The organism is Lysobacter sp. Soil_N_51, from assembly GCF_057655755.1.
Genome location: NZ_JBDGLR010000011.1, coordinates 23,758 through 49,040 on the forward strand (window position 1 = coordinate 23,758; position 25,283 = coordinate 49,040).

The following is a 25,283-nucleotide window of genomic DNA, read 5'->3' on the forward strand; positions in this document are numbered from 1 at the left end:
TGTCCGGTGGAGCTCGCGCGAGGATTTCGCTTCGGTCGGCAGTTCGCCGGAGGATCAGATGCGCTCGGACATCAATGGTCTGACGGTGTTGCTGGCGATCCGGATGACCCGCTCAGGGGCAATCGCGACACCGGCACGATTCGTTCGTGCCGGTGTCATGGGCGAATACCGGTGTATCAGCGATTCACCGCCGGACCGTTGACGCCGACGTAGCCGTTCGCGCAACCGGTGGTGCAGGTGGTGGCGAGCATGTTGTAGACGATGCGGCCGGCGTTGGTCTTGGAGCGGAAATGACCGATGCCGTTGCTGGTGTCGCCGCCGCCGGCGTTGTACGGGCTGCCGTCGCTCCAGTTCCAGTCGTAGGCGTAGGCGCTGCTGCCCACGCCGATGTCGACCTGCGCCTTGACGTTGCTCGCCGCGGTGAACAGCGCGCCGCTGCTGCAGCCGGCCGAGTAGCTGGTGGTGAAGCACTGCACCTGGTCGTAGAGGCCGGCGGTGATGGTGTAGAACGAGATCGAGCTGTACATCGTCGGCATCGCGCGCAGGCTGTTGCTGCCGCTTCCGGTCCAGCGGTTGTAGCCGTAATAGGCCACGCCGCTGCTCGGGTACAGGCCGAAGGTGTAGTAGTCGTACGGGAACACATAGGCTTCGGCGTTGCAGGTCGGCGCATACGGCGACTGATAGCCGGTACTGAGGCAGGTCTGCAGGCCGCGCAGGCCGCCGCCGATGTTGACGAAACGGCGCACGCTGGCCTGATAGCCGTGGTACTTCAACATCGCCAGGGTCATCGACGAACCCAGCGAATGGGTGACGATATCGACCTGGCTGCGGCCGGTGTAGGTCTTCACCTTGTCGATGAAGGTTTTGAGGATCTGGTACTTGGCCGGCTGGTGGTAGTTGTTCTGCGGCGAACCGCGTTCGTCGGCATTGAGATAGGTGACGCCGAACAGTTCGCAATCGTTGTAGCCGCGTGCCTTGAGTTCGTCGTACACCGAATTGGCCGGCGTGGTGTAGCCGCTGACCGCGGCGGGCGGCATATCGAAGCTGATCGCGCTGTCGCCGTTGCCGGCCACGAACACCACCGGCGTGCGCGTGGCGATGCAGTCGCCGCCGCCGAAGCCGCCGCTGCCCACGCCGGGGCTGAAGCCGCCGGCGTACTGGCTGGCGGTGCCCAGGCAGGTGTAGCCGTTGTTGCTGCCGCAATCCAGGGCCTGCGCGCTCGACGGCATCAGCAGCGCGCCGCCGCCCACCACAGGCAACAGCAAGGCGATTGCGAAGCCCGAAGCCGCCGCGGATCGGCGACGAAGATCCGTCAGAGCGGACGATACGAGCGTGAGCGTGTTCGTAAGCGTGTTGCGGAACATGAGCGCCTCCCCAGGCTGTTCGACGACAACGGATCGGATCGCTCCGATGGTGGGCCTGGGGAGGCGGGTTGGGTATTGCACCTATGGGCGAGGGCTCGCGGTTCGAACCGCGGCCGTCGTCGCGTTATCGCCCGGCCTGCTTCAACGAAGCGCAGCCGCACCAGGATTGCGCGCTCGCCGGAAACAGATCGAGCAGGGCGCGGTGAATCTCGGCGACGCATTGGAACGCGACCTCGGACGGCGGCACCGCGCCGTCGGCGTAGCAGTATTCGATGCCGTCCTCGGTGGTGCACTCGGCCATGTCGAGCATGTCGGTGTCGTACAGATGATACGAGTCGCTGCCGCCCGAACGCGTGCCGATGAGTTCGGTCGCGCAGGTGAAGGGCGCCGGAAACGCCGGGATCGGGGCTTCGCAACGTTCGCTCAGGCCGAGCACGACGGTCGCGGTGACCACCGTTTTCTGGTTGATCGTGTCGACGGCGCAGCTCGCGTTCGCGACCGTCGGCGCGAGCAACGCAGCGAGCCACGCGCCGGCCAGGAGGCATCGTCGCGTTGGTCTGCGGGCGAGTGAGGCGTTGTGGCTCGAGGATGGATTGTTGTTTGATCGACTGCGGCGTATCGGTTTCATCGCACGCTCCCGTTGGCGCTCTCGCGAGCGCAAGACAAGGGATTGGGCGGGCGCAGGGGCTGTCCTGATAGGCGGCCGTAATCCACGCAGGCCTTGTTGTCGCGGTCAGCCTAGTCCGGGAGTTTTCCGGAAACTGTGATGCGCGATAGCGCGATCGATGGCGAGCGCCATGGGCTGGCGGGCAGGCGACGGACGGCTGCAAACATCGGCGAATCGTGAGCAACGGTTATCGACGGCCGACATAGGGATGCGTCGAGGCCTCGGTTAGGCGGCGTGGAGCGGCTGCCGTACGGATACGGCTCGCCGCAGGTTTGCGTTCGGTTGCTTCGCAACGATTCCTCGCGCCGGATCGAGCTTATCGGCCACCATCGCCGCGGATCGCCGCATTTGCCGAGTCGGCCGTGTCCGCGCCCGGGTTTGGTCGCCGAACAGGCGCGGGTTACCATGCAAGCGCGATTTCATCGCCCTTGTGTTCGTTCCCGCGCATCCGCGCTTGCGGCTCGCGCATCGTTCCGCCGAGATCGACGCCGCCGTGGCTCACGGCGGCGCGAGGTCGCGCGCGATCGGTCGGGACGAGCGCGTTCGTCATCGGCTTCGATACCCGCGGATCGCGCAAGGGCGCGGTCCGGCATCGGAAGCATTCACCTCACTGAAAGGACATCGTCTTGAACAAGTTTCGTTCCCTCGTACTGATCGGCCTGCTGTCGTTGCTCGTCGCCGCGTGTTCCAGCGGCGGCCGCAGCACCATGACCCCCGACGAATACCTGCTGCACAACGTCTCGGCCTGGAACGGCGTGACCGAATACGTCAACCGCTGGACCGGTGGCGAACAGGGCGAGGCCTTGACCCGCTCGCTGCAGGAACGCAAGGGCCTGAAGCAGTACGCCAGCCCGCTGGGCCACGCGCGCGCCGAACTGGCGCAGGTGCTGGTCCAGGTGCAGACCTACCCGCCGCCGGAGGATGCGGTGGCGCTGCGCGACCTGACCGTGACCTACCTGAAGACCGCCGACAGCCTGTACGAGACGATGCAGAAGGTCGCCGCGTTGCCGGATGGTTTCGCCGACGAACAGTTCGCGCCGCTGGGCGGCGAACTCGAGCGTCTGGGCAAGGCGCTGGACGGCCAGATGAGCGCGTTGAACGACGCCCAGATGGCCTACGCCAAGAAGCACAAGATCCAGTTGCAGCAGTCCAGCGGCTGAGCACGACGCCGCGAACGACGAAGGCCGGCCGCCGCGAGGCGCCGGCCTTTTTCATGCGCGATGGCGGGCTTGCGGCGCGCATGCCGGCCGCGCGTCGTCCATGCCGCGATGTGCGCGGCGCGGCGGCAACCCCGCCGGGCATCGCCTGCGCGCCGCCGCTCGCCTACCATGGCCGGACTTCCGTCGCCTCCCGTTCTGTCTCCACCGGCCCATGACCACGTCCCTGATCGCCGTCGATGATTTCCTCGAACAAGCGGCCGAACTGCGCGACGCGGCCCTCGCGACATCATCGAGCGCGACGGCCTCGACGACAGCGGCTGGAAGACGACGATGAGCGTGCCGATGCGTTTCAACCGGCGGCTGCTACTGTTGCGTCCGTGGCTGTGGCATACGGCCGGGCCGGGCTTCGGCGACAGCCTGCACAACGGCCGTCTGGTGTATCTGATGTTCTTCGCGGCGGGGTAAGCGCGACGGCATCGCTCACTTCACCCAAGCGGCGGCGCGATCGCGCTGGCCGCCCCGACACGCCGTCCGGCGCCCATTCGTCCGGACGCGATCTTCCAAGGCAGGAACCTCGCATGCAATCCAGAATCAAGGCATTCACTTCGACCACCCTCGCGCTGCTCATCGCCACCTCGCCCCTCGCCAGCGCGCAGGGCGGCAAGGCGATGGAAAGCGGTTTGATCGACGCGTTGCGCTTCGACGCCAAGCGTCAGGAGCGCGTCGCGCCCCCCGGCCCGGCGTTGCAGGCCTACATCCGCGCGGGTTACCTGGACGCCAAGCCCAACGCGCGCGCCGACTACACCGATTACCGGCTGGTGAAGAAGCCGGCGACCCTGATGGGCCATACGTTGGTGGTGATCGAAGAGGAGTACATGACCGCCTACATCGGCTGCTGCGTCAGCGAAGGCGTTGGCGTGACGGTGCGGCTGGACGGCGACGCCGGCAAGCTCAAGGCGTTCGCCAAGGACAACGCCTGCAGCTACAGCGAGCTCGACGACCCCGGCGCGGAGTTGAAGCACTTCGATATCGCCAACGACCTGCCGAAGGGCAAGTACGCCAGCCTGAGTTGCCGTGAGCGCGACAGCCAGCGTTGAGCGTGGTTCGATCGGCTCCGACGGCCTGCTTCGGGCAAGGGTTCTTGAGTGAGCGATACCGCGACGCGCATGGCGTCATGCCGCGTCGCGGTCAGTCGCCTGAATCGCGCAATGCCGCTGGAATTTCCGCCGCCGGGTAAAGCACTGACGAAAACGTCTTCGCGTTCCGCGTCGCAGGCGGCGTCAGAGCCGGCGGCATCCGGACAGGCGCGAAGCCGCGCCTGTCCGGGAACGTTCAGCGCTTGCTCGTGTTCGCTTCATGCGGCGCATTCGACTTCGCCTCGTCGGTCAACGGCCGCACGTATTGCAGCAGGCTGACCAAGGTCTTGCCCGGTTCCTCCCACATGATCATGTGGGAGGCGTTTTCGAACCACACGCCCTGCTTGTACGGCGCCTTGGTCCGCGCCAGCCAGTCGGCGGTCGGCTGCGAAGGCGTGGTGTAGTCGTGGCGGCCCATGAACATCACCACCGGGATCGGGAATTCCTTGACCTTGGTGAAGTCGACGTCGAGGAATTCGGGCAGGATCCGGCCCAGGCTGAATTCGTTGCCCCGGTCGACGGCCGCGCGGTCGCAGTCGTTGTACTCCGGCGACAGCAGCGGCGCGCGGTAGTAATACAGCGATTCGTTGCGGTAGGCGGTCATGCCGCCGTAGTACTGCGCCCACTTGCGCGCGGTGATGATGCGTTCGCGGGTGATCGGCTGGTTGCCCGGGTAGGGCGCGATCGTCTGCATTTCCGCGACCGCCTCGGTGTTGCCGCGCGCCCGGGCCTGCTGCAGGCCGAATTCGAAGCTGATGCGTTCGTTCTCGCGCACGTTGATGACCTGGCCGATGCCGACGTAGGCGTAGAACAGGTCCGGCCGCTTCAGCGCCGCGCTCATCGCCACCACCGTGCCCCAGCTGTGGCCTATCAGGATGAGCTTGCGCTTGCCGTAGCGCTTGCGCACGTATTCGGCGATTTCGATCGCGTCGTCGGCGTAGCGGTCGATCTTCAGGGTGTCGGCGTAGGCGTCGGGGTCGTGCGAGGCGAAGGTCTTGCCAGCGCCGCGCTGGTCCCAGTTGACCACGGTGAAGTACTCCTCGAGCGGACGCTGGTACTGCCACATCGTCGGGATCAGCGGCGAGGCCGGGCCGCCGTGGGTGAACAGCACGATCGGATTGGCCTTGTCCTGGCCGCGCACGCTGATCCACTGTTCGACGCCGCCGATACGGGCAGCGTAGGCCTCCTGAATGCCGTTCGGAGCGACGATGCGGTTCAAGTCCTCGACGATCTCGCGGGCCTTGGCGTAGCCGGAGGTGTCCTTGCATTCGGCGGCCTGGGCCGCGGGCGCAAAGCTCAACAGCAGGGCGATCAGCAGATGCATCGTCTTCATGAGGGAACTCCAGAACGCGGTTTCGAGGTGGGGCGACGGGGCGGTGGATACTGCGATGACGACGGCGACCGGATGGTTCGCTTGCGTCGATGAAAGTGATGCGGTCGAGCGCGGGGCGGTTGCGCGTACAAGGCGTTACTTTCGACATGGGCGCGCTTATGCGCCACAAGCAAAAAGACGGCCGAGGCCGTCCGATACAGACTATGCAAAAGAGCGGCCGAAGCGTCCTGACACATGTCATGAAGGACAATGCGATCTGCGCCGCGGGATTTGCGCAGTAAAAGAAAAAGCGGCCGAAGCCGCCGAGTACCTGCGATACAAGAAAAAGGCGACCAAGGCCGCGTAGTACCCGCGATTAAAAGAAAAGGCGGCCAAGGCCGCCTTTTCGCTGATACCCGCATCGCCAGTCGCGCGATGCGCGGGCCGACTCAGGGCAACTTGGTGCCCTGGTCGGCGATCGCCAGCCAGCGCAGGCCGTTGTGGCTGTAGGTCACCCCGGTCAGCGCTTTCTGCTTGTAGCCGATGCGCGGAATCTCGTAGGTGGTTTCGTACAGGATGAAGGCCGAGCGGCAGCCGTCGACGACGCGGTAGCGTTCGGTCCAACTCCACTTGGCTTCGCGGCCGGAGAAGTGGTTGGCCAGGGCGGTCATGATCGCGTCGATGCCGATGCGGGTCGCACCGCTGTCGAACACGGTGATGGCGCGATCGTCGTGGACGGCGCGGAAGGTTTCCGCGTCGTAGTCGCGGAACGACTCCATGTCGGTGCGCTGAGCGATTTCGAACTGGCGCGCGCAGATCCGAGTGAGGATGTTGTCGCCGCTCAGGCTTTGCGGCGCGGCGTTGCCCGGGCCGGCGGCGAACGCGCTGCCGCTCACGCACACGGCCAGCGCGGACAGGGCGAGCGGGAGCAGGCTGCGGTTGATGCGGTGGGTCATGACCATTCCTTTGTGTGCTGCGGAGGGTGGACGCACGGTAGCCAAGCCGATCGGCCGACGATGTGCCGACATCGCGAAGCCGCCTGCTCGGCGGCGACAATTGACCCTGCTCGCGATCGCGGGCGATTCGAAGCGCAATCGATGCCAATCGCGGGCGCGCCGGCGCGGCGAACCCGTCGACGCGAGATCGTTGCGATGCTCGGGCGCTAGCGGGACGGTGGGAGCGCGCAACGACGATCGCGACCGCCGCCGCGATGGATTGCGATTCGAGTCACAGCTTCGCCGCTATCACCCGCGAGGGATGACAGCGACCACTATCGGCCGCCGGCACGGCATGGGATATCGCGCTGGCCCGACCGGCGCGGGCGCGCGAGGCGATGAAAGCGCCCGCGCGCCGCGGCCTTTCCATCTTCGCAACGCTCGCCATCATGGGGACTCACGCAGTGGCCACCGAACGACCCGAACGCTTCTTGCATACCCGCCTTGCCCGGTTGAGCCTGCCGGCGTTGCTGCTGGGCTCGCTGATCGCCATGCCCGCCGCCGCGCAACGCGTGGGCGGCGAGGGCCAGGCGCACCTGGGCGCGCTGTGGCCGGCCGAACCGCCGGCGCGGATCTGCGGCAACACCGCCTTGCTCAGCAATCCCGACCCGATGCCCGCCAACGCGGTGCGGGTGCCGGCCGGCGACAACAGCAACGTCGATTTTCGCCGCGCCAACACCACGTTCTGGTTCGAGCCCGGCGTGCATACCTTCAGCGACGAGATCTACGGCCAGATCATCGCCCAGAACAACAACGTGTACCTCGGCGCGCCCGGCGCGATCCTCGACGGCCAGAACAAGAACCTGTACGCCTTCACCAACGCCGCCAGCAACGTCACCATCCGTTACCTGACCATCCGCAATTTCGGCCGCGGCCGCGACAATTTCGACCAGGCGGTGGTCAACCACGACGCCGGCGACAACTGGACCGTCGAATACAACACCATCATCGACAACGATGGCGCCGGCGTCTTCCTCGGCAGCCACAACACGGTCCGCTTCAACTGTCTCAAGGACAACGGCCAGTACGGTTTCAGCATGTACAAGCCGCCGGTGCCGAGCACCGCGCCGCAGCCCGGTGAACAAGTGCCCGGCCGTTCGGCGATCGTCGATATCGAGTTGAGTCACAACGAAATCACCGGCAACAACACCGACGACTGGGAAACCTCGACCCAGTGCGGCTGCACCGGCGGCGGCAAGTTCTGGGACGTGGGCGGGGCCAAGGTCGTCAGCAACTACGTCCACGGCAACCACGGCACCGGGCTGTGGGCCGACACCAACAACATCGATTTCCTGTTCGAAGGCAATTACATCAAGGACAACGACGGCGTGGGGCTGTGGTACGAGATCAGCTACAACGCCACGATCCGCAGCAACACCTTCATCAACAACGCCTGGGCCTCGGGCAACCGCGACACCGGTTCGCCGGCGCCGGCGATCTACCTGTCCGAATCCGGCGGCGACAGCCGGCTGGCGAGCGCGGTGTCGGGTTCGACCCAGTTGCGCGTGCAGGACAATTATTTCGAAAACAATTTCTCCGGCATCACCATCTACGAAAACGCCAACCGCTTCTGCAATTCCAACGGCAACACCAGCTCGACCTATTGCACGCCGTTCGTGCATCCCTCGGTGATCGTCCGTCCCGATCCCGCGCATCCCAGCGTCTATCCCGACCCGGTCAGCAATCTGCACCCGTGCTACACGCAGATCGGCAGCGACCCCAGTCTGAAGGCCAATTGTCGCTGGCGCGCGCAGAACATCGAGGTCAGCAACAACGAGTTCTACTTCGATCCCGCGGTGGTGCCGTGCGGAAATTCGGCTTACTGCGGCGCGCAGGCGCTGTACGCGACCGGCACGGACAACATCGCCTGGTCGCCGTACACCGTGCAGCAAGTGCAGCAGGACGTGATGTTCAACAACAACAACCGCTTCAGCAACAACCACTACTACGGGCCGTGGCGCTTCGCCAAGCGCTACGGCGAGGCGATCAGCTTTCCGGTGTGGCGGGCCGCGCCGTATCTGCAGGATGCCGGCAGCACCACCGACGGCGCGTTGTTCAACGTGATCGATACGCCAACCGCGACCCTGGAAGCCTCGGCGGGCCTGTGGTCGCAGTGGTACGGCGCGCATCTCGCCCGCGTCGGCGTCGCCCACGGCGGCGCCTTCGGTTTGCAGGTGACCGTCGACGACAGCTACTGGGGCGTGCAGATCGCCAATCATCCCGGCTATCGCTCCGACGGTGGCAGCAAGCGCCTGAGCTTCTGGGTCAAGCACGCCAGCGGCACGCCGCTGCCGACCGCCAACGCGCGCGTGCAATTGCGCTGGGCGAAGGAAGACGGCAGCGCGGCGACCAGCGACCCGGACACCTCGGTCAGCAACGTCTATCTGCCGACCCTGACCGGTGATTGGCAGCAGGTGGTGACCGACGTGGTGCCGCCGCCGGCGACCGCGAGCGTGTGGATCGTGGTGGTCGGTTCGGGCTCGGCCGGGATCGGCGCCTCGTTCTATCTCGACGATATCGTGCTGCAGGACACGCCGCTTTGAGGGCGGGGATTCGGGATTGGGGATTCGGGATTCGAGGTTAGGGATTCGAGGTCAGGGTCACGGTTCTCGATCGGCTGCAATGCAGTCCTTCGCGCGGGCGTGCGCCGGTGTGATGGCAATCAAGGCAGGCATGGCGGGGGATGCCGCCATGCCTGCCTTTTTGTTGGCCTCAGGCTCAATGGTTTCGCGTTGTAAGGGAGGCTGCGCGCCGCGGTCCGACGGCCTGTTAGATGCCGCGCTGCGCCGCCGCCGCGGAGCGTATGCGGTCGTGCGTAACGCCGATGCGTCGCACCCGTGGTCATGCATTCGTCTTCCCTTCGACGAGGAACACTTCATGAGCCCCAACACTGTCAGCACCGTCCAGCCCGAACTCGATCCGGCCCTGACCATCGCTCTGGCGATCGCCTCCAAGGCCGCCTACGACTACTACCAGGGCCTGCCGTTCACTTCGCCCGACGGTTACCAGCAGGTCGGCGCGTGGACCGGTTGGGACTCGATTCTTTTCAGCGGTTCGGAAGAGAAGTACGGCCTGGTATTCCAGGCGATCAACGATCCGGGCACCTACATCTTCGCGTTCCGCGGCACCGACTCGGACATGGACGCCTACGAGGACGCACATTTCATCCCGACCGATTTCGTTCCGACCCAGGGCAGCATCAGCCCCACGCCGCGGGTGTCGTCGGGGTTCTACGGCATCTACGACGGCGTCGGCGGCGGCATGAGCCAGTCGATGCGTCAGCAGCTGTTCGCCTTGATCGCTCAGTACGCGCCCAATCAGGTGTATGTCACCGGCCACAGCCTCGGCGCGGCGCTGAGCCAGTTGTTCTCGCTCGATCTGGCGATCAGTCAGCCGCTGTCCTCGCTCAATCTCAATTTCTCCAGCCCGATGGTCGGCACCGAGGACTGGCAGACCGTGTACGAGCAGACCATCGCCGACAGCGCCAGCCTGCGCGTGTACAACTACTGGGACTACGTGCCGTCGCTGCCGCCGTCGCAGTTCGACTACCGCGCGGTCGGCAGCGGATTCCGCACCGCGTTCTATGTCGCTGGCGAATGGTTCCCGCATCTGTTGTCGCGCCACTCCCTGGTCAACCTGACCACGGTGCTGGCCAATGCCTTGCCCAACAATCCACAGCAGTGGGCCGGGCAGTTCCCCGATTACGTCGACACCTCGCTGACCATGATCAGCACCTTCCCGCCGGCCTCGGCGGACGTGCAATGGGCGGACCGGATGCAGCAGCACATGGCATTCGAAAGAAACGCGGCATCGCCTGGGTGAGCGATCGACGCGCTTGGTAGCCGGTCAGCGGAATAGCCAAGAATGATTCATTCATTGACTGATGGGCGGCAGTTGCCAGCGAGGCGGCCGCCCCACCATGAATGGAGGTTGGGTCACCGTGGTCGGGAGGAGCCCAGGCGCCAGTAATCTTGAGATAAGTCCTGTTGTTATGTGCGTTTCGTCATGAAATGATTCCGCGGTCGCGGCACGGGGAATCGCCAATGGAAGGCATCGGCGAGCGTCGCAGCGAAAAAACAGGGGAAAACATGCTCAAGCGTACAATCATGGCGGCTGCCTTGGCTTGCCTGCCGATTCAGGGTGTCCAGGCGAAATCCGCGGTTCTGCCGATGCCGATCGCCCAGCAGCTTCCAGTCGATATCGTCCTCCCGCAGGAGGAAATCGCGGTCACCGTGCCACCCAATCCCGCCGGGGCCTTCGGTCTGGTCGGGGCCTTGGTCGGCGTCGCCATAAGCCAGACTCAAGTCGCCAACGGCGAAAAACGCGTGGCCGAAATTCGCAATATGTTGATCGACTATCCGTTCAACGATCGCTTCGAACAGGCACTGCGCGCCAAGCTGCCGTCCCCCGGCATTTCGCCCGATCCGGTGTTCACCGTGCGCAAGCGCTCATGGGAAACGCTGAGCCCCGAGCAGCGAGGCGACTTCGCGGCCGATGCCCTGGTCCTGACGCCGACCTATGCGCTGACCAATACATTTGAATCGATGACCGTGGCGTTGAGTGTCGGAATGGTGCATCGCAGGGTCAAGCCAAACGGCAAGCCCGACGTGGATGTCGGCTTTGCTCGCAACTATTCGTTGCGTATCCCAATGGACAAAATCGTCGGCAGCACGGCCGACGAAGACGCGAAGCGCTGGATCGGCATGGGCAAGCCCGCGCTGCATGCCTTGCTCGATCGCGCGACCCAGCAAGTGACCGATATGTTGATCTACGATCTTTCCGCCGAGGGAAGAGCCGAGGCGGCGAAGCGGGTCGGCGCCGAAAGAACTTTGTTGAAGGGCGAGACGTACGTCGGCCGTCGTATTCGCGGCGAAGCGGACTGGGCTTGGACGCGAAACAATAATGGTAAGTATCAGTCGCTGATCGGTTATTACCCCATCTCAGGCGCGCCCACCGCCGAAGCGTCCGTGCCGGCCAGCGCCGCGCCGGATGGCGAAGTTCCCGCTCAGGATGCTCCGGCCGTTGCTCCGTCGGAGGAGCAAGGCTCTCCATGACCACGATGTTGTATCGCAGCGCAATCGTTGCGGCGATGCTCTCTATGTCGGGCTGCAATACTCAGGTGCATCAGGTGCGAGTGGATACCAGGCGGCTGAATAGTCCGGAGCCGATGCCCGGGCTGCGTTGCGCTTATCGTCTGGTCGATGTAATCGATGCGCGCCCTAACGGAGACGATGTGGGCGGGCTGGGGCGTCATCAGCTGGTGCTCGGTGACGCGCGCGCCATGATCAAGGCGCAGTTGTCGAAGGCCGGGCTGAGGGACCAATCCGTCCCCTCGGCGCCGAAGGTGACCGTGCAGTTGAAGCGCTTGTATCTGACTCAGAGCATGACCTCCAAGGTGCCGATAGCGGTCTATGCCGTCGGCATCGACGATCAGTCACCGTTTTTGTTGCGGACGTCGGAATCCTCGGTTAACTGGGCTGGCACGCAGAACGAAGCTCTTGAAGCTCTGGCGCAAGTCCTGCATGGCGCGAATGTTCAGTTGATTGCTGCGCTGAATGCGCGTTGCGTTCCTTGACGTCGTGACGCAATAACCGACGCGTGGGCCGCCGCATCGCTCGGCCCACGCGTCGACGTGTCCGCCGCTGCATCTGCCGAGGCTTCCGGGTTTTATCAGATGCATGGCCATGTGGCATGGGCATTTCGCATCGTTATTGACGCGCGTCTTTTCACGCAATAATGTAAGTTACATGAAAGCCCCCGAACGCCTGTCCGTCGCCCTGCACGTGCTGTTGCACATGGCCGAGCGGCCCGAACAGCCGATGACCTCGGAAGAAATGGCTGCCTGCGTCGGCACCAACCCGGTGGTGATCCGCCGCAGCTTCGCCGGTTTGCGCGAGGCCGGCGTGGTCAGTTCGGTGAAAGGGCACGGCGGCGGCTGGCGGCTGGCGCGCGCGCCCGATCAGGTCAGTCTGGCCGAGATTCAGCAGGCGCTCGGCGAGCGCATGGTGCCGCTCGCGGCCAAGCACGACGCGCCGCAATGCCTGATCGTCCGCGCCGTGGTCGATGTGCTCGACGAGGCGATGCGCGAAGCCGAGCAGGTGCTCGATCGCCGCCTCGCCACGCTCACTCTGGCCGATCTGGCCGCTCATGCCCAACGTCTGCACGGCAGGCGCCATATGAAAATCGGAGGAGGTGGTCATGCGTCATGACGTAGCCGTAGTCGGCGGCAGTTTCGCCGGCCTGAGCGCGGCCTTGCAGCTCGCGCGCGCGCGCCGTCGGGTGCTGGTGATCGATGCCGGTCTACCGCGCAATCGCTATTCGTCGGCGGCGCACGGCATGCTCGGTCACGACGGCAAATCGCCGGCGCAGATTCTCGACGAAGGGCGGGCGCAGTTGCTGGCGTATCCGAGCGTCGAATTCGTCAACGCCACCGCGACCGCGGCGCGCGAACACGAGGGTGGGTTTGTGCTGAATCTGGACGACGGCAGCGAACGCAGCGCATCGCGCCTGATCCTGGCCACCGGCATCCGCGACGAATTGCCGGCGATCGCGGGGCTGCACGAGCGCTGGGGCGTGTCGGTGCTGCATTGTCCGTTCTGCCACGGTTTCGAGTACGCCGATCGCGCCCTGGGCGTGCTGGCGAATCATCCCTTGTCGGCGCATCAGGCCGGGATGATTCCCGATTGGGGCCCGACCACGTACTTCACCCAGGCCACGTTCGAACCCGATGAGGCCGAAGCCGCGCATCTGGCCCGACGCGGGGTGACGATCGAACGCGTGCCGGTGGTCGAGCTGCTTGGCTCGGCGCCGCATCTGGACGGCGTGCGGCTCGCCGACGGCCGGGTGATCGAGCTGGCGGCCTTGTTCACCGCGCCGACCAGCCGCATGGCCAGCCCGTTGGCCGAGCAACTGGGTTGCGAATTCGAAGATGGGCCGCTGGGCCGCTACGTGCGGGTCGATCCGATGAAGGCGACCAGCGTCGGCGGCGTGTTCGCCGCCGGCGATGCGGCCGCGGCCATGCAGAGCGCGGCCCTGGCGTTGGCGGCCGGGGCGATGGCGGGCGTCGGTGCGTATCAATCCTTGTTGAAGGCTGCTTGATGCGGCGAATGCCTGGCCGGATCGCTTCAGTCGGCGACGAGGTTTGACCGGAGCGGGTTTCAGCCGCGGCGAGCGATCCGGCGACCGGTCCGATGCATGGCGGACCGTGCGTCACCGCGCCATGACGCCGGCCGTATTTATAGTGATCGCCACTTCCACGGTGCCCTCGCCATGAACCGCTATCGTCTTTCGAATCGCCGCGGCCTGCCGCTGTTGCTGATCGGTCTGAGCCTGGGCCTGGCCGCATGCAACACCTCCAAGCAAGCCTCGCCGGCCGCGGCCGCATCCACCCCGGCATCGTCCGCCGCCGAGGCCAAACCGATAGAACCCCGTGTCGGCATGGCCAACCCGGCCTCGGTGCATTGCACAACGCTCGGCGGCAAACTCGAGATCCGCACCGGCAAGGACGGCGGCCAGTACGGCCTGTGCAACCTGCCCGACGGACGCGTGTGCGAGGAGTGGGCGCTGTTCCGCGACGGGAAGTGCGAAAAGCCGGCGGAGTAATGCGCGCGGCGCGGCGTTATCCGCGGCGGTGAAGACTCAGGCCAGCGCCGCCTGCAACTGCGCGATCTCGTCGCGCAAGGCCTGATTCTCGGCGGTCAATTCGGCGACGCGCTGGCGCAGCGCGTGCAGTTCGGTGTCGGCGGCCTCGTCTTGCGGCTGCGGCGCGGGTTCCTTGGGTTCGCGCGGTTTGCGCTTGGATTCGCGCGCGCGCTTGGCCGCTTCCTTCAACTCGCTGCCGCCGGCCATCGCCGCGGCGCGTTGTTCTTCGGCCGGTAAGGTGGCAACCGCGGCGGCGGCGTTGATCGAGATCGTGCCGGATTTGACCGCCGCCACGACTTCGGGCGTGGCCTGTTTCTGGATCTTCTCGATCAGGCCGACCTGGTTGCTGCTCAGTCGCGCGGCCTTGGCCAGGGCTTCGCGACTGTCGAAGGCGCTTGCATCGGTCGACCACGGCGGGCTGTCGTCGTGATCGTCGACGGCGGCCGGGGTTTCGCTTTCTTCTGTGGGCTGCGCCTCGGCCTCGGCGCGGCGCCGTTCGGCCAGGATCTCGCGCTTGCGCAGCGCCAGGATGCCGCGCTGGAAATCCGACACGCTGCGCCGGCCCAGGTGCTGATCGATCATCCACAGATGCACGTCTTCGATCGAGCGGAAGCGGGTGTTCTGCACGGTCTGGAACGGCAGGCCGTGCTTGCGGCAGATGCCGTAGCGGTTGTGGCCGTCGACCAGCATCTCGCCCCACAGCACCAACGCATCGCGGCAGCCTTCGGCGAGGATGCTCTGCTCCAGCGATTGGTACTCGTCGGCGGTCAACGGGTCGATATAGGCCTTGAGCGATTCGTTGATGACGATGTCCATGAAACCGGCCGCGTTGCTGCAATGGGGGCGGCATTGTAGGCAGATGCGCGCGCCGCGTCAGGCGTTGACAAGCGCGGTTTTCAGGGACGGAGTATCGGACGGGCGCGGTGAGTCGCGTCCAGGCTGGGCTTTGCCGAATCGGTCGTTGTGTCGGGCGATGCGGCTCAACGCGGCGAAGGATCGAGCGCGCCGATCAGCGTGTCGGTCGCCAGCCAGTTCAACTCCCAGGTCTTGCCGGCGTCGGCGGAAAACGCCTGCTCGAACCGGCACGACTCGCGACGCTCGCACTCGATCACGAAGCGGACCTTGATCGGACGGCCGTCGAGGCTGTCGTCGCCGTGGAACTCGCCGCGGCCGTGCTTGAAGTCGCCGACCATCGGGGCGGTCAGCGCGCTGGCGGCGATATTCGCGTAGTGGATGCTCCACTGCCGCGACTGCGCGTCGTACAGGCGCAGCGACACGCCCTGGATGCGCCCTGATGGCCCGGCGATATCCAGTTCGGCGATGTTGGCGCGGCCGTCGAGCAGCTTGCGCACCACCGTGGTTCCGCGCAGTTCGACCCATTCGTGCGAACCGCTCAGCGGGCGCTTGAGGCGTTTGACCACGCTGTTCCAGCGGCCGATCTCGAAGTCGAAGCCGCCCGGGCCGTTCGGCAGCGGCAGTTTGCGTTCGCCCGTGATCGGTTCGGGCGAGCCTTGCGCGGACGCGGGCAGGACGCACAGGGCGGCGATCAAGCCGCACGACAGGATGACGATGCTAAGGGGGCCGGCGATCCGGGCGGTCATGGTCATGGCGGACCTCGATGGCTCGACTGAGCGGTATCGCGGCAATCTGCGCCGCGCGGTGCGCACGGACCAGGGCCAATCTGAGCGCGCCGGCCAGGCCACTTGCGCGGAGTGGGGCGATCGCCCGCCGCTGCCCCGGGGTTTCGAGTAAACCCGCGCTGATGCAAGCTTGCGCCTGGGACAGGGAGAACGCGATGCGATGGAATCGTCTGACGGCGACGTGTCTGGTGGTGGCGGCCTGTGTCGCCTGCGGCAAGGATCCTGAGCGCAAGAGCGCGGCCCCGACGTCCGCGCACAAACCCGCGGCGCGGCCGATCATGCCGGCCCACGCCAAGCCGTTCGAAACCGGGCACTACACGATTTCCAGCACCACGACAGACCAGGCCACCCAGGCGGTCGCCGCCGCGGTGGAAAGTCTGTACGGCGCGTATCACGGCTTCTTCCAGTTGCCGACCGACGTCAAACGCGAGCACAAGCTCAAGCTGATCCTGTATCGCGATCGCCAGGAATTTTCCGCCTACAACGCCAGCATGCCCTGGGCCGAGGCGTATTACCGCACGCCGTATTGCCATGCCTATTACACCCACGGCGTTGCCAACCCGTACCACTGGATGCTGCACGAGGCGACCCATCAGTTGAACGCGGAGGTCGCCGGGATCGCCAAGGCCAAGTGGATGAACGAAGGCCTGGCGAGTTATTTCGGCGCCAGCCGCCTGCGCGAGGGCGTGCTTACGCCCGGTAGCATCGATGCGGACGCCTATCCGATCTGGTGGGTCGCCGACATGCCGCTCAGCGGCGCGCTGCAGCGCGATCTCGAACAAGGCGCGCTGATCCCGCTGCGCGATCTGATCGCCAACACCGGCCCGCCGATTTCCGGCCGTTACTTGAACGTGTACTACATCGAGTACTGGAGCCTGTCGCACTTCCTGTTCCACTACGAACGCGGCAAGTACGCGCGCGGCTATCGGCAACTGCTGCGCGGCGACGGCTCGGTGGCCGCGTTCGAAGCGGCGATCGGGCCGCTCGATCGCATACAGGCCGAGTGGTACGGCTATTTGCTGGAGAAAAAGGTCGAACTCGGCGGCGAACCGGAGATCGGATGGCGGGTGCCGGTGGCCGACGCCGTGAACGCCGCGGATCGCCGCGACTGAAGTGTCGTCGCCCGCGTCGATCGCGGCGATAATGCGGGTTCGGATTGAATACGCGAGGCGATGCGCAACGTGGTGCGCCGAAGCGGGCACTGCGCTGTCGCGTTGTTTGCGCATCGTCGATGCGGTTCGTCGTGGCCTCTTGCTTCGCATCGCGGCCGCGCGGCGGCATTCACTTTTTTTGCATTGGAGCGGCGATGGCGCATACACGGATCAACCTCGGAGCACTCAAGGCCTTCGAGGCCGCGGCACGGGCCTTGAGCCTCACCCGCGCCGCCGACGAACTCAACGTGACCCAGGCGGCGGTCAGCCATCAGGTGCGCCTGCTCGAAAATCAGCTCGGGGTCGAACTGTTCCGGCGCTTGCCGCGCGGCCTGGCCCTGACCGACGAAGGACTGAGCCTGCTGCCGGCGATCCAGGAAGCATTCGGACGCATCGACACCGCGCTGGATCGGGTCGGCGACGGCCTCGCGCGCGAAGTGGTGCATGTCGGCGCGGTCGGCACCTTCGCCAGCGGTTGGCTGCTGCCGCGGTTGGCCGAGTTCGCGCGCCTGCATCCGCAGGTCGACGTGCGCCTGAGCACCCACAACAACCGCGTCGACCCGGCCGCCGAGGGCCTGGATTTCGCGATCCGCTACGGACGCGGCACCTGGCCCGGGATGCAGGCCGATTTTCTGATGCATGCGCCGATCTCGCCCTTGTGCACGCCGAAGCTCGCAGCGCAGTTGCGCGACGCCGCCGATCTGTCGCGGTTCCCGCTGCTGCGTTCGTACTTCGTCGACGACTGGCGTCTGTGGTTCGAAGCCGCGGACGCAGTGCCCGACGGGCCGATCAACGGCCCGATCTTCGATTCGTCGCTGACCATGGTGCAGTGCGCGCTGCAGGGCCTGGGCATCGCGCTCGCGCCGCCGAAGATGTTCGAACGCGAGCTCGCCGAAGGGCGGCTGGTGCAGCCGTTCGCGGTGGAACTCGATGCGGGCGGCTATTGGTTGACGCGATTGGCGTTGAAGCCGGTCGGCGACGGCGCGAACGCGTTCGCCGCGTGGATCACGCGCGCCGCGGCTTGAACTTCGGCCCGCGGCGATTTGCCGACGGCCGCGCATGACGCGGGCCGCCGACACGCGCGCGACTTACTCCGACGCGCGCGAATACACGCGCAAACGATGGCCATCGGGATCGAGCGCGACGAAGGTGTGGCCGAAATCCAGATCGGTCGGCACCTGTGCGATCGGCAGCCCGCGCGCGGCCCAGTCGGCATGGATCGCATCGACCCGCGCGTAATCGTCCACCTGGAATGCGAGCTCGGCGCCGCCGAACACCGGCGGAGCGGCGGGTTCGACCGTGTGTTTGGACCACAGGCCGAGCTTCATGCCGGAATCGAGTGCGAACAAGACGAACGTGGGCGAGCGTTCGACCGGCGTTTTCCCGAGCAGATCGACATAAAAGTCGGCACTGGCCTCGGGGCGGTCGACGTAGAGCAGGACGAAGTTGGGATCGGTCATGGCGAAGCTCCGGCGTTATGGGAGGCGCGGGTGGGGAGATGCCCGGTTCCAGATCACGTTAGGCGGTGCCGCTGACAGGGTTTGTCAGGAGAGATGCGACGGTGCGACGACCGAACGCGAAGATGCTTCAGTAGCTGCGGAGTTGCGGATACGTGCTGCCGATTTATTTCGGTCAATCGACTGCTTCGCCGCTATCGCCTAACACCCGCCGCAGCAACCACGACATCGACTCCCGCATCGCTTGCGGTTCCGCACCCGCGTCGATTTCCAATGCCGCGCGGTCGAACGCGGCCGACAGCAGCTTGGCCAAGGCGTCGATCTGGGTGGGGTTGCGGTCGAGCGCGGCGGCCAGGCCCTCGCGCAGGGTGTCGGCGGCGTTGTCGTCGTCGATCGCGGTGGCGTCGCTCAGGCCGAGCACGGCCGGGCCGTCGATCAGCATCAGCCGGGTGCGGCCGGGCACGGTCATCGCCTGCAGGTAGGCCTGGGCGCCGTCGATCAACGCCTGGCGCGGGCTCAGGCCGTCGGCGCTGGCGGCGAGGATGTCGGCCTTGACCGCCTGCGCCTCGCGCAGCAGCAGGTGCCGGAACAGGTCGCGCTTGTCGACGAAATGGTGGTACAGCGCGCCGCGGGTGGTGCCGGCGGCGGCCGAGACCTCGGGCGTGGAGGTGTCGGCGTAGCCTTTTTCCACGAACAGGGCGCGCGCGGCCTCGAGCAAGGCGTGACGGGTGGCCTGGGTGCGCTCCAGGTTGGTTCGGGGGGCGTTGGGGCGCTCGGGGGTTTGCATACATTCAGCCTGTATGTTAATTTCAATCTACATACAGACTGTATGTCACCCATGCCGAGGCCCACAACCATGCAAGCGACCAGCTACTACCCGGTGATCATGACCCCCGACGTCGCCGGCACCGCCGCGTTCTACCAGGCCCATTTCGACTTCGTCGCGCTGTTCACCGCCGACTGGTACGTGCATCTGCAGTCGGCCGCCGACCCCTCGATCAACCTGGCCGTGCTCGACGGCGCGCATCACACCATCCCCGAGGTGGCGCGCGGGCGGGTCAGCGGCCTGCTGTTGAACTTCGAAGTGGAGGACGTGGACGCGGTGCATGCGCGGCTTCAATCCGCCGGCCTGCCGATCCTGCTGAGCCTGCGCGACGAAGCCTTCGGCCAGCGCCACTTCATCACCGCCGATCCCAACGGCGTATTGATCGACATCATCACGCCGATCGCGCCGAGCGGGGAATTCGTCGAGCAGTACCAGGCGAGTGCGTTGCCGGTTTGACGCGATGGGCGAGGGCGGGCGCGGGCGCGAGTGGTTGAGCTTGAAGCGTGGTGATGCGATCGATTCGGTTGCGCTCAGCCGGCGCGGAGAAGTCGCGAATAAATCAGCGCTGCAAGTCCTAGCGCCATGCACAGACAGGCCATTGGAAGTATCAAGTCGAGCAACGGCCCTTGTACCCGTAGGTAAGAGTTACTGGAAAGGGGTATTACGCCTTGGCTGTAGTCGAAGCAGGTGTGCGAGACAAACAGCAATGTCGCGCAGCACACCAGCACGCCGCCGATCCACGCCAGCGCAAGATGTGTTTGGTGGTTGTGTTCCTGCGGCATCGTAGCGCTGGCGGTTTGCGATGGGAGTTTCATGCTAACGCAGACTGCCTTTGCGCTTGCGACTTGAGCGGGCTCATCTGGGCTGCGCGGACGATCGACGTCGCCTCACGCATCGGCGGTGACGTCGTGTCTGTTCCCCGACGAATCCCCTCGAGCCACGCATGCAGTTCCCCCCTTTGAAAAAGGGGGGCTAGGGGGGATTTGCTCTTGCTGTTGCTCCGCGCTCTGGTTGAGGAAAGCCAAAGCCAAAGCCAAAGCAAATCCCCCCTGGCCCCCCTTTTTCAAAGGGGGGAACCGGTGTGCGACAAACGTCTTTTCCGGATTTACTTCGTCTTCGGCGCGTCTACTTCGCCGACGGCGGATACTTCTCGCCGTACTTCAACTCCACCGGCACGAAGGTGGTCAGGTTGATCGGGCAGTTGTAGTACTGCGAATGCGCGCACAGGAAGCTGTACATCGTGTTCAAGTTGAACGTCATCGACTGCGGCGCGGCGCCGGCGGGGAAGTGGGTCTCGAGCGAGCGGCCGCCGCCGTAGGTGGTTTTCTTCGAGGTCTTGTCGGTGAAGAACAGCAGCACGTGGTCGATCCGCTTCCAGTCCTTCTGCTTGTTGAACGCGCGCAGGGTGTAAGTCTTGCCCTGAATCGGCAGGGCGACGTCGCCGATCCAGTACATCACCCCGGTGTGGTTGCGCGAATCCAGATGACTCACCGCGACCGGCACGTCCTTACGGGTGAAGCGGCCGGTGACCACGCCCTTGGGATCGTAAGGAAAGAACGACAGGCCCTTGAAGCGTTGCGCGGTCAGCGCCGGGTTGTACAGCCAGGCCTTGAGCGAGTCCTCGTACGGCGTGATCCGCACCGTCAGCCCGTTCGGCAGCGTCTGCTGGTGGTCCTTGGCTTGGATCAGGTCGACCGTGGCGATGCCTTTGCCTTCGAGCACGGCCTTGCCGTCGCGGTAGCTGAGGGTGATCGCGCCGGCATCGCCGCGCTGTTTGGCCCAGCGCACATCGGCGGGGCGCGCCGCCACCGCCAGATGCGCCGCTTCGCCCGGCGCGATCACGGCGACGTCCTGGATCGCGTACATGCCGGTCGGTCCGGCGGCCTGTTCGGTCAGGCCGGCGCGGAAGTCGTCCCAATCCTTGCGCGGATCGGCGCGCACGTCGGCGTGGAAGACCATCCAGGGCAGGCACAGCAACAGGCTACACAGCAGTCGGCGCATGGCGGGGTCCGTTGAACGAAGTGTGCTGGCGGTTACTGTGGCAGCGTGCGCTGCGCCATGCCTGGGTCGGAAGTCCCGTTTTGCGCGGGTCGCGGCAGCAGGTGGCATCTGTCATGGCGGCCGGGTGACTGGAGTCGCGACAGGCCGCATCGTCGCATGCGCCGGGCGCAGCGCACACCGCGCGGTCTCGCCCGCAACCGCGCGCGCGCCGGCCGTATCCCTGCTTGGCAACAGGCCTGCGCCGACGGCATTCGATCGCGCAGCGCCCGGCGTCGGCGACTTTACGGGAGACATTGGCATGCGCTATTCGCGGATCAATACGATCACTGTCGTCGCCCTGGCGGCGGCGCTCGCCGCCAACGCCGCGTTTGCGCAGGCCGCGGTCGAGCCAAGCGACCGCGCGCAGGCCGTTTCGAAACAGACAGCTTCAAAACAGACGCCCTCGAACCCGTCGACGCCGACTACATCCAATCCCGCACAGTTGCTCGCCTTCGTCGACGACTACGCACGCCAGCACGATTTCAGCGGTTCGGTGCTGATCGTGCGACACAGCACGCCCTTGCTCGCGCGCCAGTACGGCCTGGCCAACCGCACGTTCGCGATACCCAACGACGCGTCGACCAAGTACAAGATCGCCTCGATCACCAAGGCCTTCACCGCGCTGCTGATCCTGCAACTGCACGAGCAGGGCCGGCTGGACCTGGACGCGCCGATGCGCCGCTATCTGCCCGATTACCGCGGCAGCGGCGGCGACCGGGTCAGCGTGCGGCAGTTGCTCAACCACACCTCGGGGCTGGTCAACTTTGATCAGGTCACCGATGCGGCGCAAGCCATCCGTAACGGCCTGCCGAATTACCAACTGCCGCATACCGCGCGGCAGTTGCTCGACGATTACTGCAGCGGCGATCTGGTGCATGCACCCGGCACCAAGTTCGATTACAACAACTGCGACTACATCGCATTGGGTCTGATCATCGAGCGTGCCTACGGCCAAAGCTACGAACAGGTGTTGCAGCAGCGCATTCTCGATCCGCTGGGATTGAAGGACACCGGCATGCTGCATCAGCGCGACATCGTCGCCGGGCTGGCCGATACCTATTTCCGTCGCGACGACAGCAAGGCGCTGACGCCGGATCTGCCGGCGTATCCGGAAAACTGGTACGCGGCCGGCGCGATGTATTCCACCCCGGCCGATCTGGCGAGGTTCGCGGACGCTTGGTTCGGCGGCCGTCTGATCGGCGACAAGGCGTTGGCGGCGATGATCGCGCCGGGGCTGGACGATTACGGTTTCGGCGTGTGGTCGTACCCGGTGCGCATCGACGGCCGCCGCTACCGCGCGGTCAAGCGGCCCGGCCGGATCATGGGCGCGCAGGCGCAGCTGTATCGCATCGTCGAAGCCGGGTTGACGGTGGTCGTGCTGGCCAACACCGACGCCACCGACCTGGACGAATTCGTCGCCCAGATCGGCAAGCACGCGATCGGCGAACAAGTCGCCAGCGAGCGCGGCATGGAAACATCCGCGCTCGACTGAGCAAGGCGAACCGCCCTCGCGCCGCGCGCGGCCACGCGGAGTGAGCGCTGGCGCACGGTTCGCGATATTGGCGCCGCGGCCGTGTCCTCCGACCGCCGCCTGGGTGCGTTGATCGTTTGCGACGCCGTCCGGCGTCGCGCCCGGCCCACGCCGTCCCCACGCAGCGAGCTTCGCCATGCCCTTGTTGTCTCCCGCCGAACTGGCCTGGTACGTCACCGGCCGCTTCTACCGCCGACCCGATCAATCCCTGGCCGATTACGGCTACTTCCTGCACCTGTCGGGTATCGACGCCGGCCTGTTCGCCGGCGCGATCGGCGAAACCACCGCGCATTTCACTTTCGCCGCGAAGCCGTTCGTCGCCGGCGGCGTCAGCAACGGCGCGCTGCAGCTGGGCCTGGACCCGGCGGGCGAGTTTTCGGTGTACCTGCAACGCGAACCGGCGGGCGATTTCGACTGGCCCGAGTCGTTCGCCCAGGGCGAACGCATCGCGACCTTCCGGCGCACCGGCCTGGTGGTCGGCACCACGCTCAGCGCGCAGGTCGGCACCAGCGCAGTGCCAGTGTTCGCCGACAATGTGTTCAGCGCCTTGTTGACCGACAGCCGGCCGTTCGAATTCGGCGGCCGCCGCTACGATCTGGCGCAGCTGCTCGGCCGCGGCGTCACCCAGTTCGGCAGCGCTTCCACGGTGCCCGTCGCACTTCGCGCGATCGCGCCGCATCCACCCAGGTACGACCTCGTATTGCCCTTTACCGGGTCGGCGATCGCGCTCGGCGCCGGCGTATGACGTCGGGCACACAAAGCGTGAGGTTGGGTGAGGTGCAACTATTAATTGCTCTTGATCGCAACCGAAAAGGCCGTTAGAGATGATCCCGGTCGAACAACGCGGAAGGGTCGGTCACGCGCGCGGCGCGGCGGCGTTTTTCCGCATGGGGTCTGACGAAGCCGGTAGCGGAGGTGGGTCATGATGCGGCAACGAATCACGGTCGGCGATACGACCAGCGGCGGCGGCACGGTGTTGGGCGGGCCGCGCCCCGACGTGGCGCCGGGCGCCGGCATCGATGCGTGCTGCGCGCGCCTGGGCGATGCGGTGCGATGCGGCGTGCACGGGCCGACCACCATCGTGACCGGCGATCCGGCGCATCTGCTCGACGGTAAGGCAGCGGCGCGGCACGGCGATTTCTGCGCCTGCGGCTGCATCTTGATTTCGTTGAGCCAGATCCGCGGCATCGTCGAGCACGGGCGCGGCTACGAGTTCGCGCAGGTCGCGCTGCGCAAGTGAGCCGGGCGGCGGCGCACGGCGGCGGCTGCGCCGGATAAGCGCGGCGGGCTAGACTCCGCGCGGGCCGCCGTGGCCCGCGATGGTTTCGTCGTGCATGGATCTGGCTTTGTTCGATTTCGACGGCACCATCACCGAGCGCGAGACCTTTCCCGGGTTCGTGCGCGCCACCGTCGACCGGCGACGGCTGCGCTGGGGCAGGTTGCTGCTGGCGCCGCGCGTGATCGGCTACAAGCTCGGCTGGGTATCGGGCGAAGCGGTGCGCCGTAGCATCGTCGCGTTCGGCTATCGCGGCCGTCGCGAAAGCCAGGTGCGCGCGGCCGCTGAGGCTTATCTGCGCGAAGTGGTCGCGAAACAGATTCGCCCTGAAGCGCTGGAACGCATCGCCTGGCATCGCGACCGCGGCGACCGGGTGGTGGTGGTCACCGCCAATCTGGAACTGTTCGTGTCGTCCTGGTGCGAACAGCAGGGGCTGGAGTACATCTGCTCTCATCTGGAAGTGCGCGACGGCGTGCTGACCGGGCGTTACCTCGGCCGCGATTGCTGCGGGCCGGAAAAATCGCGGCGGGTACGCGAGCGGATCTCTTTGCGGGATTACGCGAGCGTGCATGCCTATGGCGATACGGTCGAGGATCGCGAGTTGCTGGCGCTAGCGGATCGGCGGTTTTATCGCTGGCGTGAGGTGACGTCGTAGGCGCGGTGTCGTGGTCGCGGCTTGCGCCGCTCCTACAGGAAGCTACTGATGCCACGTATCCCACTGTAGGAGCGGCGCAAGCCGCGACCGCGACACCTCATCCACGACGCAACCCTCGCGCCACCGTCGCATTCGCAACCGCGATTCATGACCCAAACAAATCCGTCGTAAGCCACCTCCGCATAACGCCTTGCCCGCGACGACCGATCGCGACCGACGAGGGCGTGGGAGCAGCACGATCCGGCTGGCTCCCGCGCGCGGGGTCCCACCACGCAACGGGACGAAGCAGAGCGTCGGCGACCATGGCGGCTGCGATCGGATAGGGGGCAGACCACGGCCGCGACGCCCTGCATTGGGGAGAACGCCGCGGCGGTGACGCTGTGAAGCGCGTGTTCGAAGGTACGACTTCAACCGCAACCGACAGCGACGTCG

At 65.9% G+C, this 25,283-nt stretch carries 28 protein-coding genes; 18 read left to right on the top strand and 10 right to left on the bottom strand.

The genetic code is table 11. The features are described 5' to 3' along the window. Nucleotides 1-176: 176 nt before the first annotated feature. From phaZ7 to AC3A4T_RS20755, 3 genes are all read right to left on the bottom strand, one after another. Nucleotides 177-1,265 (bottom strand): extracellular native short-chain-length polyhydroxyalkanoate depolymerase PhaZ7, encoded by a 1,089-nt coding sequence (gene phaZ7 / locus AC3A4T_RS20745; RefSeq protein ID WP_487677133.1) that lies wholly within the window; start codon nt 1,263-1,265, stop codon nt 177-179. Nucleotides 1,266-1,488: 223 nt separating this feature from the next. Then, nucleotides 1,489-1,878, bottom strand: coding sequence for a hypothetical protein (locus tag AC3A4T_RS20750; protein ID WP_487677134.1), 390 nt, complete (start codon nt 1,876-1,878; stop codon nt 1,489-1,491). Nucleotides 1,879-2,431: 553 nt separating this feature from the next. Next, nucleotides 2,432-2,608: a hypothetical protein gene (locus AC3A4T_RS20755; RefSeq protein WP_487677135.1), complete on the bottom strand. Its 177-nt coding sequence runs from the start codon at nt 2,606-2,608 to the stop codon at nt 2,432-2,434. A gap of 49 nt (nt 2,609-2,657) precedes the next feature. On the opposite strand from AC3A4T_RS20755, the gene AC3A4T_RS20760 reads away from it, so the two are divergent. The 4 genes from AC3A4T_RS20760 (at nt 2,658) to AC3A4T_RS20775 (ending at nt 4,288) form a co-directional block, all read left to right on the top strand. After that, nucleotides 2,658-3,191, top strand: coding sequence for a hypothetical protein (locus tag AC3A4T_RS20760; protein WP_487677136.1), 534 nt, complete (start codon nt 2,658-2,660; stop codon nt 3,189-3,191). A gap of 211 nt (nt 3,192-3,402) precedes the next feature. Next, nucleotides 3,403-3,525, top strand: a complete 123-nt coding sequence (locus tag AC3A4T_RS20765; RefSeq protein WP_487677137.1) for a hypothetical protein — start codon at nt 3,403-3,405, stop codon at nt 3,523-3,525. Beyond that, nucleotides 3,522-3,656: a hypothetical protein gene (locus tag AC3A4T_RS20770; protein WP_487677138.1), complete on the top strand. Its 135-nt coding sequence runs from the start codon at nt 3,522-3,524 to the stop codon at nt 3,654-3,656. The genes AC3A4T_RS20765 and AC3A4T_RS20770 overlap by 4 nt, the downstream gene beginning before the upstream one ends. A 113-nt stretch (nt 3,657-3,769) precedes the next feature. Beyond that, nucleotides 3,770-4,288 (top strand): hypothetical protein, encoded by a 519-nt coding sequence (locus tag AC3A4T_RS20775; protein WP_487677139.1) that lies wholly within the window; start codon nt 3,770-3,772, stop codon nt 4,286-4,288. Nucleotides 4,289-4,523: 235 nt separating this feature from the next. Here AC3A4T_RS20775 and AC3A4T_RS20780 read toward each other — a convergent pair whose 3' ends face one another. Both AC3A4T_RS20780 and AC3A4T_RS20785 read right to left on the bottom strand, forming a co-directional pair. After that, nucleotides 4,524-5,660, bottom strand: coding sequence for an alpha/beta fold hydrolase (locus AC3A4T_RS20780; protein ID WP_487677140.1), 1,137 nt, complete (start codon nt 5,658-5,660; stop codon nt 4,524-4,526). A gap of 428 nt (nt 5,661-6,088) precedes the next feature. Beyond that, a complete protein-coding gene (locus AC3A4T_RS20785; RefSeq protein WP_487677141.1) occupies nt 6,089-6,595 on the bottom strand; it encodes a hypothetical protein in 507 nt (168 codons plus the stop codon). A gap of 470 nt (nt 6,596-7,065) precedes the next feature. Between AC3A4T_RS20785 and AC3A4T_RS20790 the strand changes: the two genes are divergently transcribed. The 7 genes from AC3A4T_RS20790 to AC3A4T_RS20820 all read left to right on the top strand — a co-directional run bounded on the left by AC3A4T_RS20790 (nt 7,066) and on the right by AC3A4T_RS20820 (nt 14,236). Then, nucleotides 7,066-9,177, top strand: coding sequence for a right-handed parallel beta-helix repeat-containing protein (locus AC3A4T_RS20790; RefSeq protein ID WP_487677142.1), 2,112 nt, complete (start codon nt 7,066-7,068; stop codon nt 9,175-9,177). A 334-nt stretch (nt 9,178-9,511) separates the two neighbouring features. After that, entirely contained in the window at nt 9,512-10,456 is a 945-nt protein-coding gene (locus tag AC3A4T_RS20795; protein ID WP_487677143.1) for a lipase family protein, read from the top strand. Between the two features lie 221 nt (nt 10,457-10,677). Then, nucleotides 10,678-11,688: a hypothetical protein gene (locus AC3A4T_RS20800; protein ID WP_487677144.1), complete on the top strand. Its 1,011-nt coding sequence runs from the start codon at nt 10,678-10,680 to the stop codon at nt 11,686-11,688. Beyond that, nucleotides 11,685-12,209 (top strand): hypothetical protein, encoded by a 525-nt coding sequence (locus tag AC3A4T_RS20805; RefSeq protein WP_487677145.1) that lies wholly within the window; start codon nt 11,685-11,687, stop codon nt 12,207-12,209. The genes AC3A4T_RS20800 and AC3A4T_RS20805 overlap by 4 nt, the downstream gene beginning before the upstream one ends. A gap of 172 nt (nt 12,210-12,381) precedes the next feature. Further along, on the top strand, nt 12,382-12,843 hold the full coding sequence (locus AC3A4T_RS20810; RefSeq protein ID WP_487677146.1) for an Rrf2 family transcriptional regulator: 462 nt from the start codon (nt 12,382-12,384) through the stop codon (nt 12,841-12,843). Further along, a complete protein-coding gene (locus AC3A4T_RS20815) occupies nt 12,833-13,732 on the top strand; it encodes an NAD(P)/FAD-dependent oxidoreductase (protein ID WP_487677147.1) in 900 nt (299 codons plus the stop codon). Before AC3A4T_RS20810 ends, AC3A4T_RS20815 begins: the two co-directional genes overlap by 11 nt. Nucleotides 13,733-13,903: 171 nt before the next feature. Then, on the top strand, nt 13,904-14,236 hold the full coding sequence (locus AC3A4T_RS20820) for a putative hemolysin (protein ID WP_082648550.1): 333 nt from the start codon (nt 13,904-13,906) through the stop codon (nt 14,234-14,236). A 36-nt stretch (nt 14,237-14,272) separates the two neighbouring features. Here AC3A4T_RS20820 and AC3A4T_RS20825 read toward each other — a convergent pair whose 3' ends face one another. Together AC3A4T_RS20825 and AC3A4T_RS20830 are read right to left on the bottom strand one after the other, a co-directional pair. After that, nucleotides 14,273-15,091, bottom strand: coding sequence for a ParB N-terminal domain-containing protein (locus tag AC3A4T_RS20825; RefSeq protein ID WP_487677148.1), 819 nt, complete (start codon nt 15,089-15,091; stop codon nt 14,273-14,275). A 164-nt stretch (nt 15,092-15,255) separates the two neighbouring features. Next, entirely contained in the window at nt 15,256-15,882 is a 627-nt protein-coding gene (locus tag AC3A4T_RS20830; RefSeq protein WP_487677149.1) for a hypothetical protein, read from the bottom strand. Nucleotides 15,883-16,070: 188 nt separating this feature from the next. On the opposite strand from AC3A4T_RS20830, the gene AC3A4T_RS20835 reads away from it, so the two are divergent. Together AC3A4T_RS20835 and AC3A4T_RS20840 are read left to right on the top strand one after the other, a co-directional pair. After that, nucleotides 16,071-17,027, top strand: coding sequence for a hypothetical protein (locus AC3A4T_RS20835; RefSeq protein ID WP_487677150.1), 957 nt, complete (start codon nt 16,071-16,073; stop codon nt 17,025-17,027). A 194-nt stretch (nt 17,028-17,221) separates the two neighbouring features. Continuing rightward, nucleotides 17,222-18,091 carry a LysR family transcriptional regulator gene (locus tag AC3A4T_RS20840; RefSeq protein WP_487677151.1) on the top strand — a complete coding sequence of 290 codons (870 nt, stop codon included), beginning with the start codon at nt 17,222-17,224 and terminating at the stop codon, nt 18,089-18,091. Nucleotides 18,092-18,154: 63 nt separating this feature from the next. Here AC3A4T_RS20840 and AC3A4T_RS20845 read toward each other — a convergent pair whose 3' ends face one another. Together AC3A4T_RS20845 and AC3A4T_RS20850 are read right to left on the bottom strand one after the other, a co-directional pair. After that, nucleotides 18,155-18,526 (bottom strand): VOC family protein, encoded by a 372-nt coding sequence (locus AC3A4T_RS20845; protein WP_487677152.1) that lies wholly within the window; start codon nt 18,524-18,526, stop codon nt 18,155-18,157. 172 nt (nt 18,527-18,698) lie between these two features. Continuing rightward, a complete protein-coding gene (locus AC3A4T_RS20850; RefSeq protein ID WP_487677153.1) occupies nt 18,699-19,310 on the bottom strand; it encodes a TetR/AcrR family transcriptional regulator in 612 nt (203 codons plus the stop codon). A 69-nt stretch (nt 19,311-19,379) separates the two neighbouring features. Here AC3A4T_RS20850 and AC3A4T_RS20855 point away from each other — a divergent pair, with 69 nt between their 5' ends. After that, entirely contained in the window at nt 19,380-19,805 is a 426-nt protein-coding gene (locus AC3A4T_RS20855) for a VOC family protein (protein WP_487677154.1), read from the top strand. Between the two features lie 669 nt (nt 19,806-20,474). Here the strand turns inward: AC3A4T_RS20855 and AC3A4T_RS20860 are convergent. Continuing rightward, nucleotides 20,475-21,350, bottom strand: coding sequence for a DUF1684 domain-containing protein (locus tag AC3A4T_RS20860; RefSeq protein ID WP_487677155.1), 876 nt, complete (start codon nt 21,348-21,350; stop codon nt 20,475-20,477). A 298-nt stretch (nt 21,351-21,648) separates the two neighbouring features. Between AC3A4T_RS20860 and AC3A4T_RS20865 the strand changes: the two genes are divergently transcribed. The 4 genes from AC3A4T_RS20865 to AC3A4T_RS20880 all read left to right on the top strand — a co-directional run bounded on the left by AC3A4T_RS20865 (nt 21,649) and on the right by AC3A4T_RS20880 (nt 24,851). Then, complete coding sequence (locus AC3A4T_RS20865) at nt 21,649-22,881, top strand: serine hydrolase domain-containing protein (RefSeq protein WP_487677156.1); 1,233 nt, start codon at nt 21,649-21,651, stop codon at nt 22,879-22,881. A gap of 175 nt (nt 22,882-23,056) precedes the next feature. Then, a complete protein-coding gene (locus AC3A4T_RS20870) occupies nt 23,057-23,665 on the top strand; it encodes a hypothetical protein (protein WP_487677157.1) in 609 nt (202 codons plus the stop codon). A gap of 177 nt (nt 23,666-23,842) precedes the next feature. Further along, nucleotides 23,843-24,160, top strand: a complete 318-nt coding sequence (locus AC3A4T_RS20875; protein ID WP_487677158.1) for a PAAR domain-containing protein — start codon at nt 23,843-23,845, stop codon at nt 24,158-24,160. Nucleotides 24,161-24,254: 94 nt separating this feature from the next. Further along, the gene (locus AC3A4T_RS20880) at nt 24,255-24,851 is read left to right on the top strand and encodes an HAD family hydrolase (protein WP_487677159.1); all 597 of its coding nucleotides are present in this window, start codon (nt 24,255-24,257) and stop codon (nt 24,849-24,851) included. The last annotated feature ends 432 nt before the right edge of the window (nt 24,852-25,283 follow it).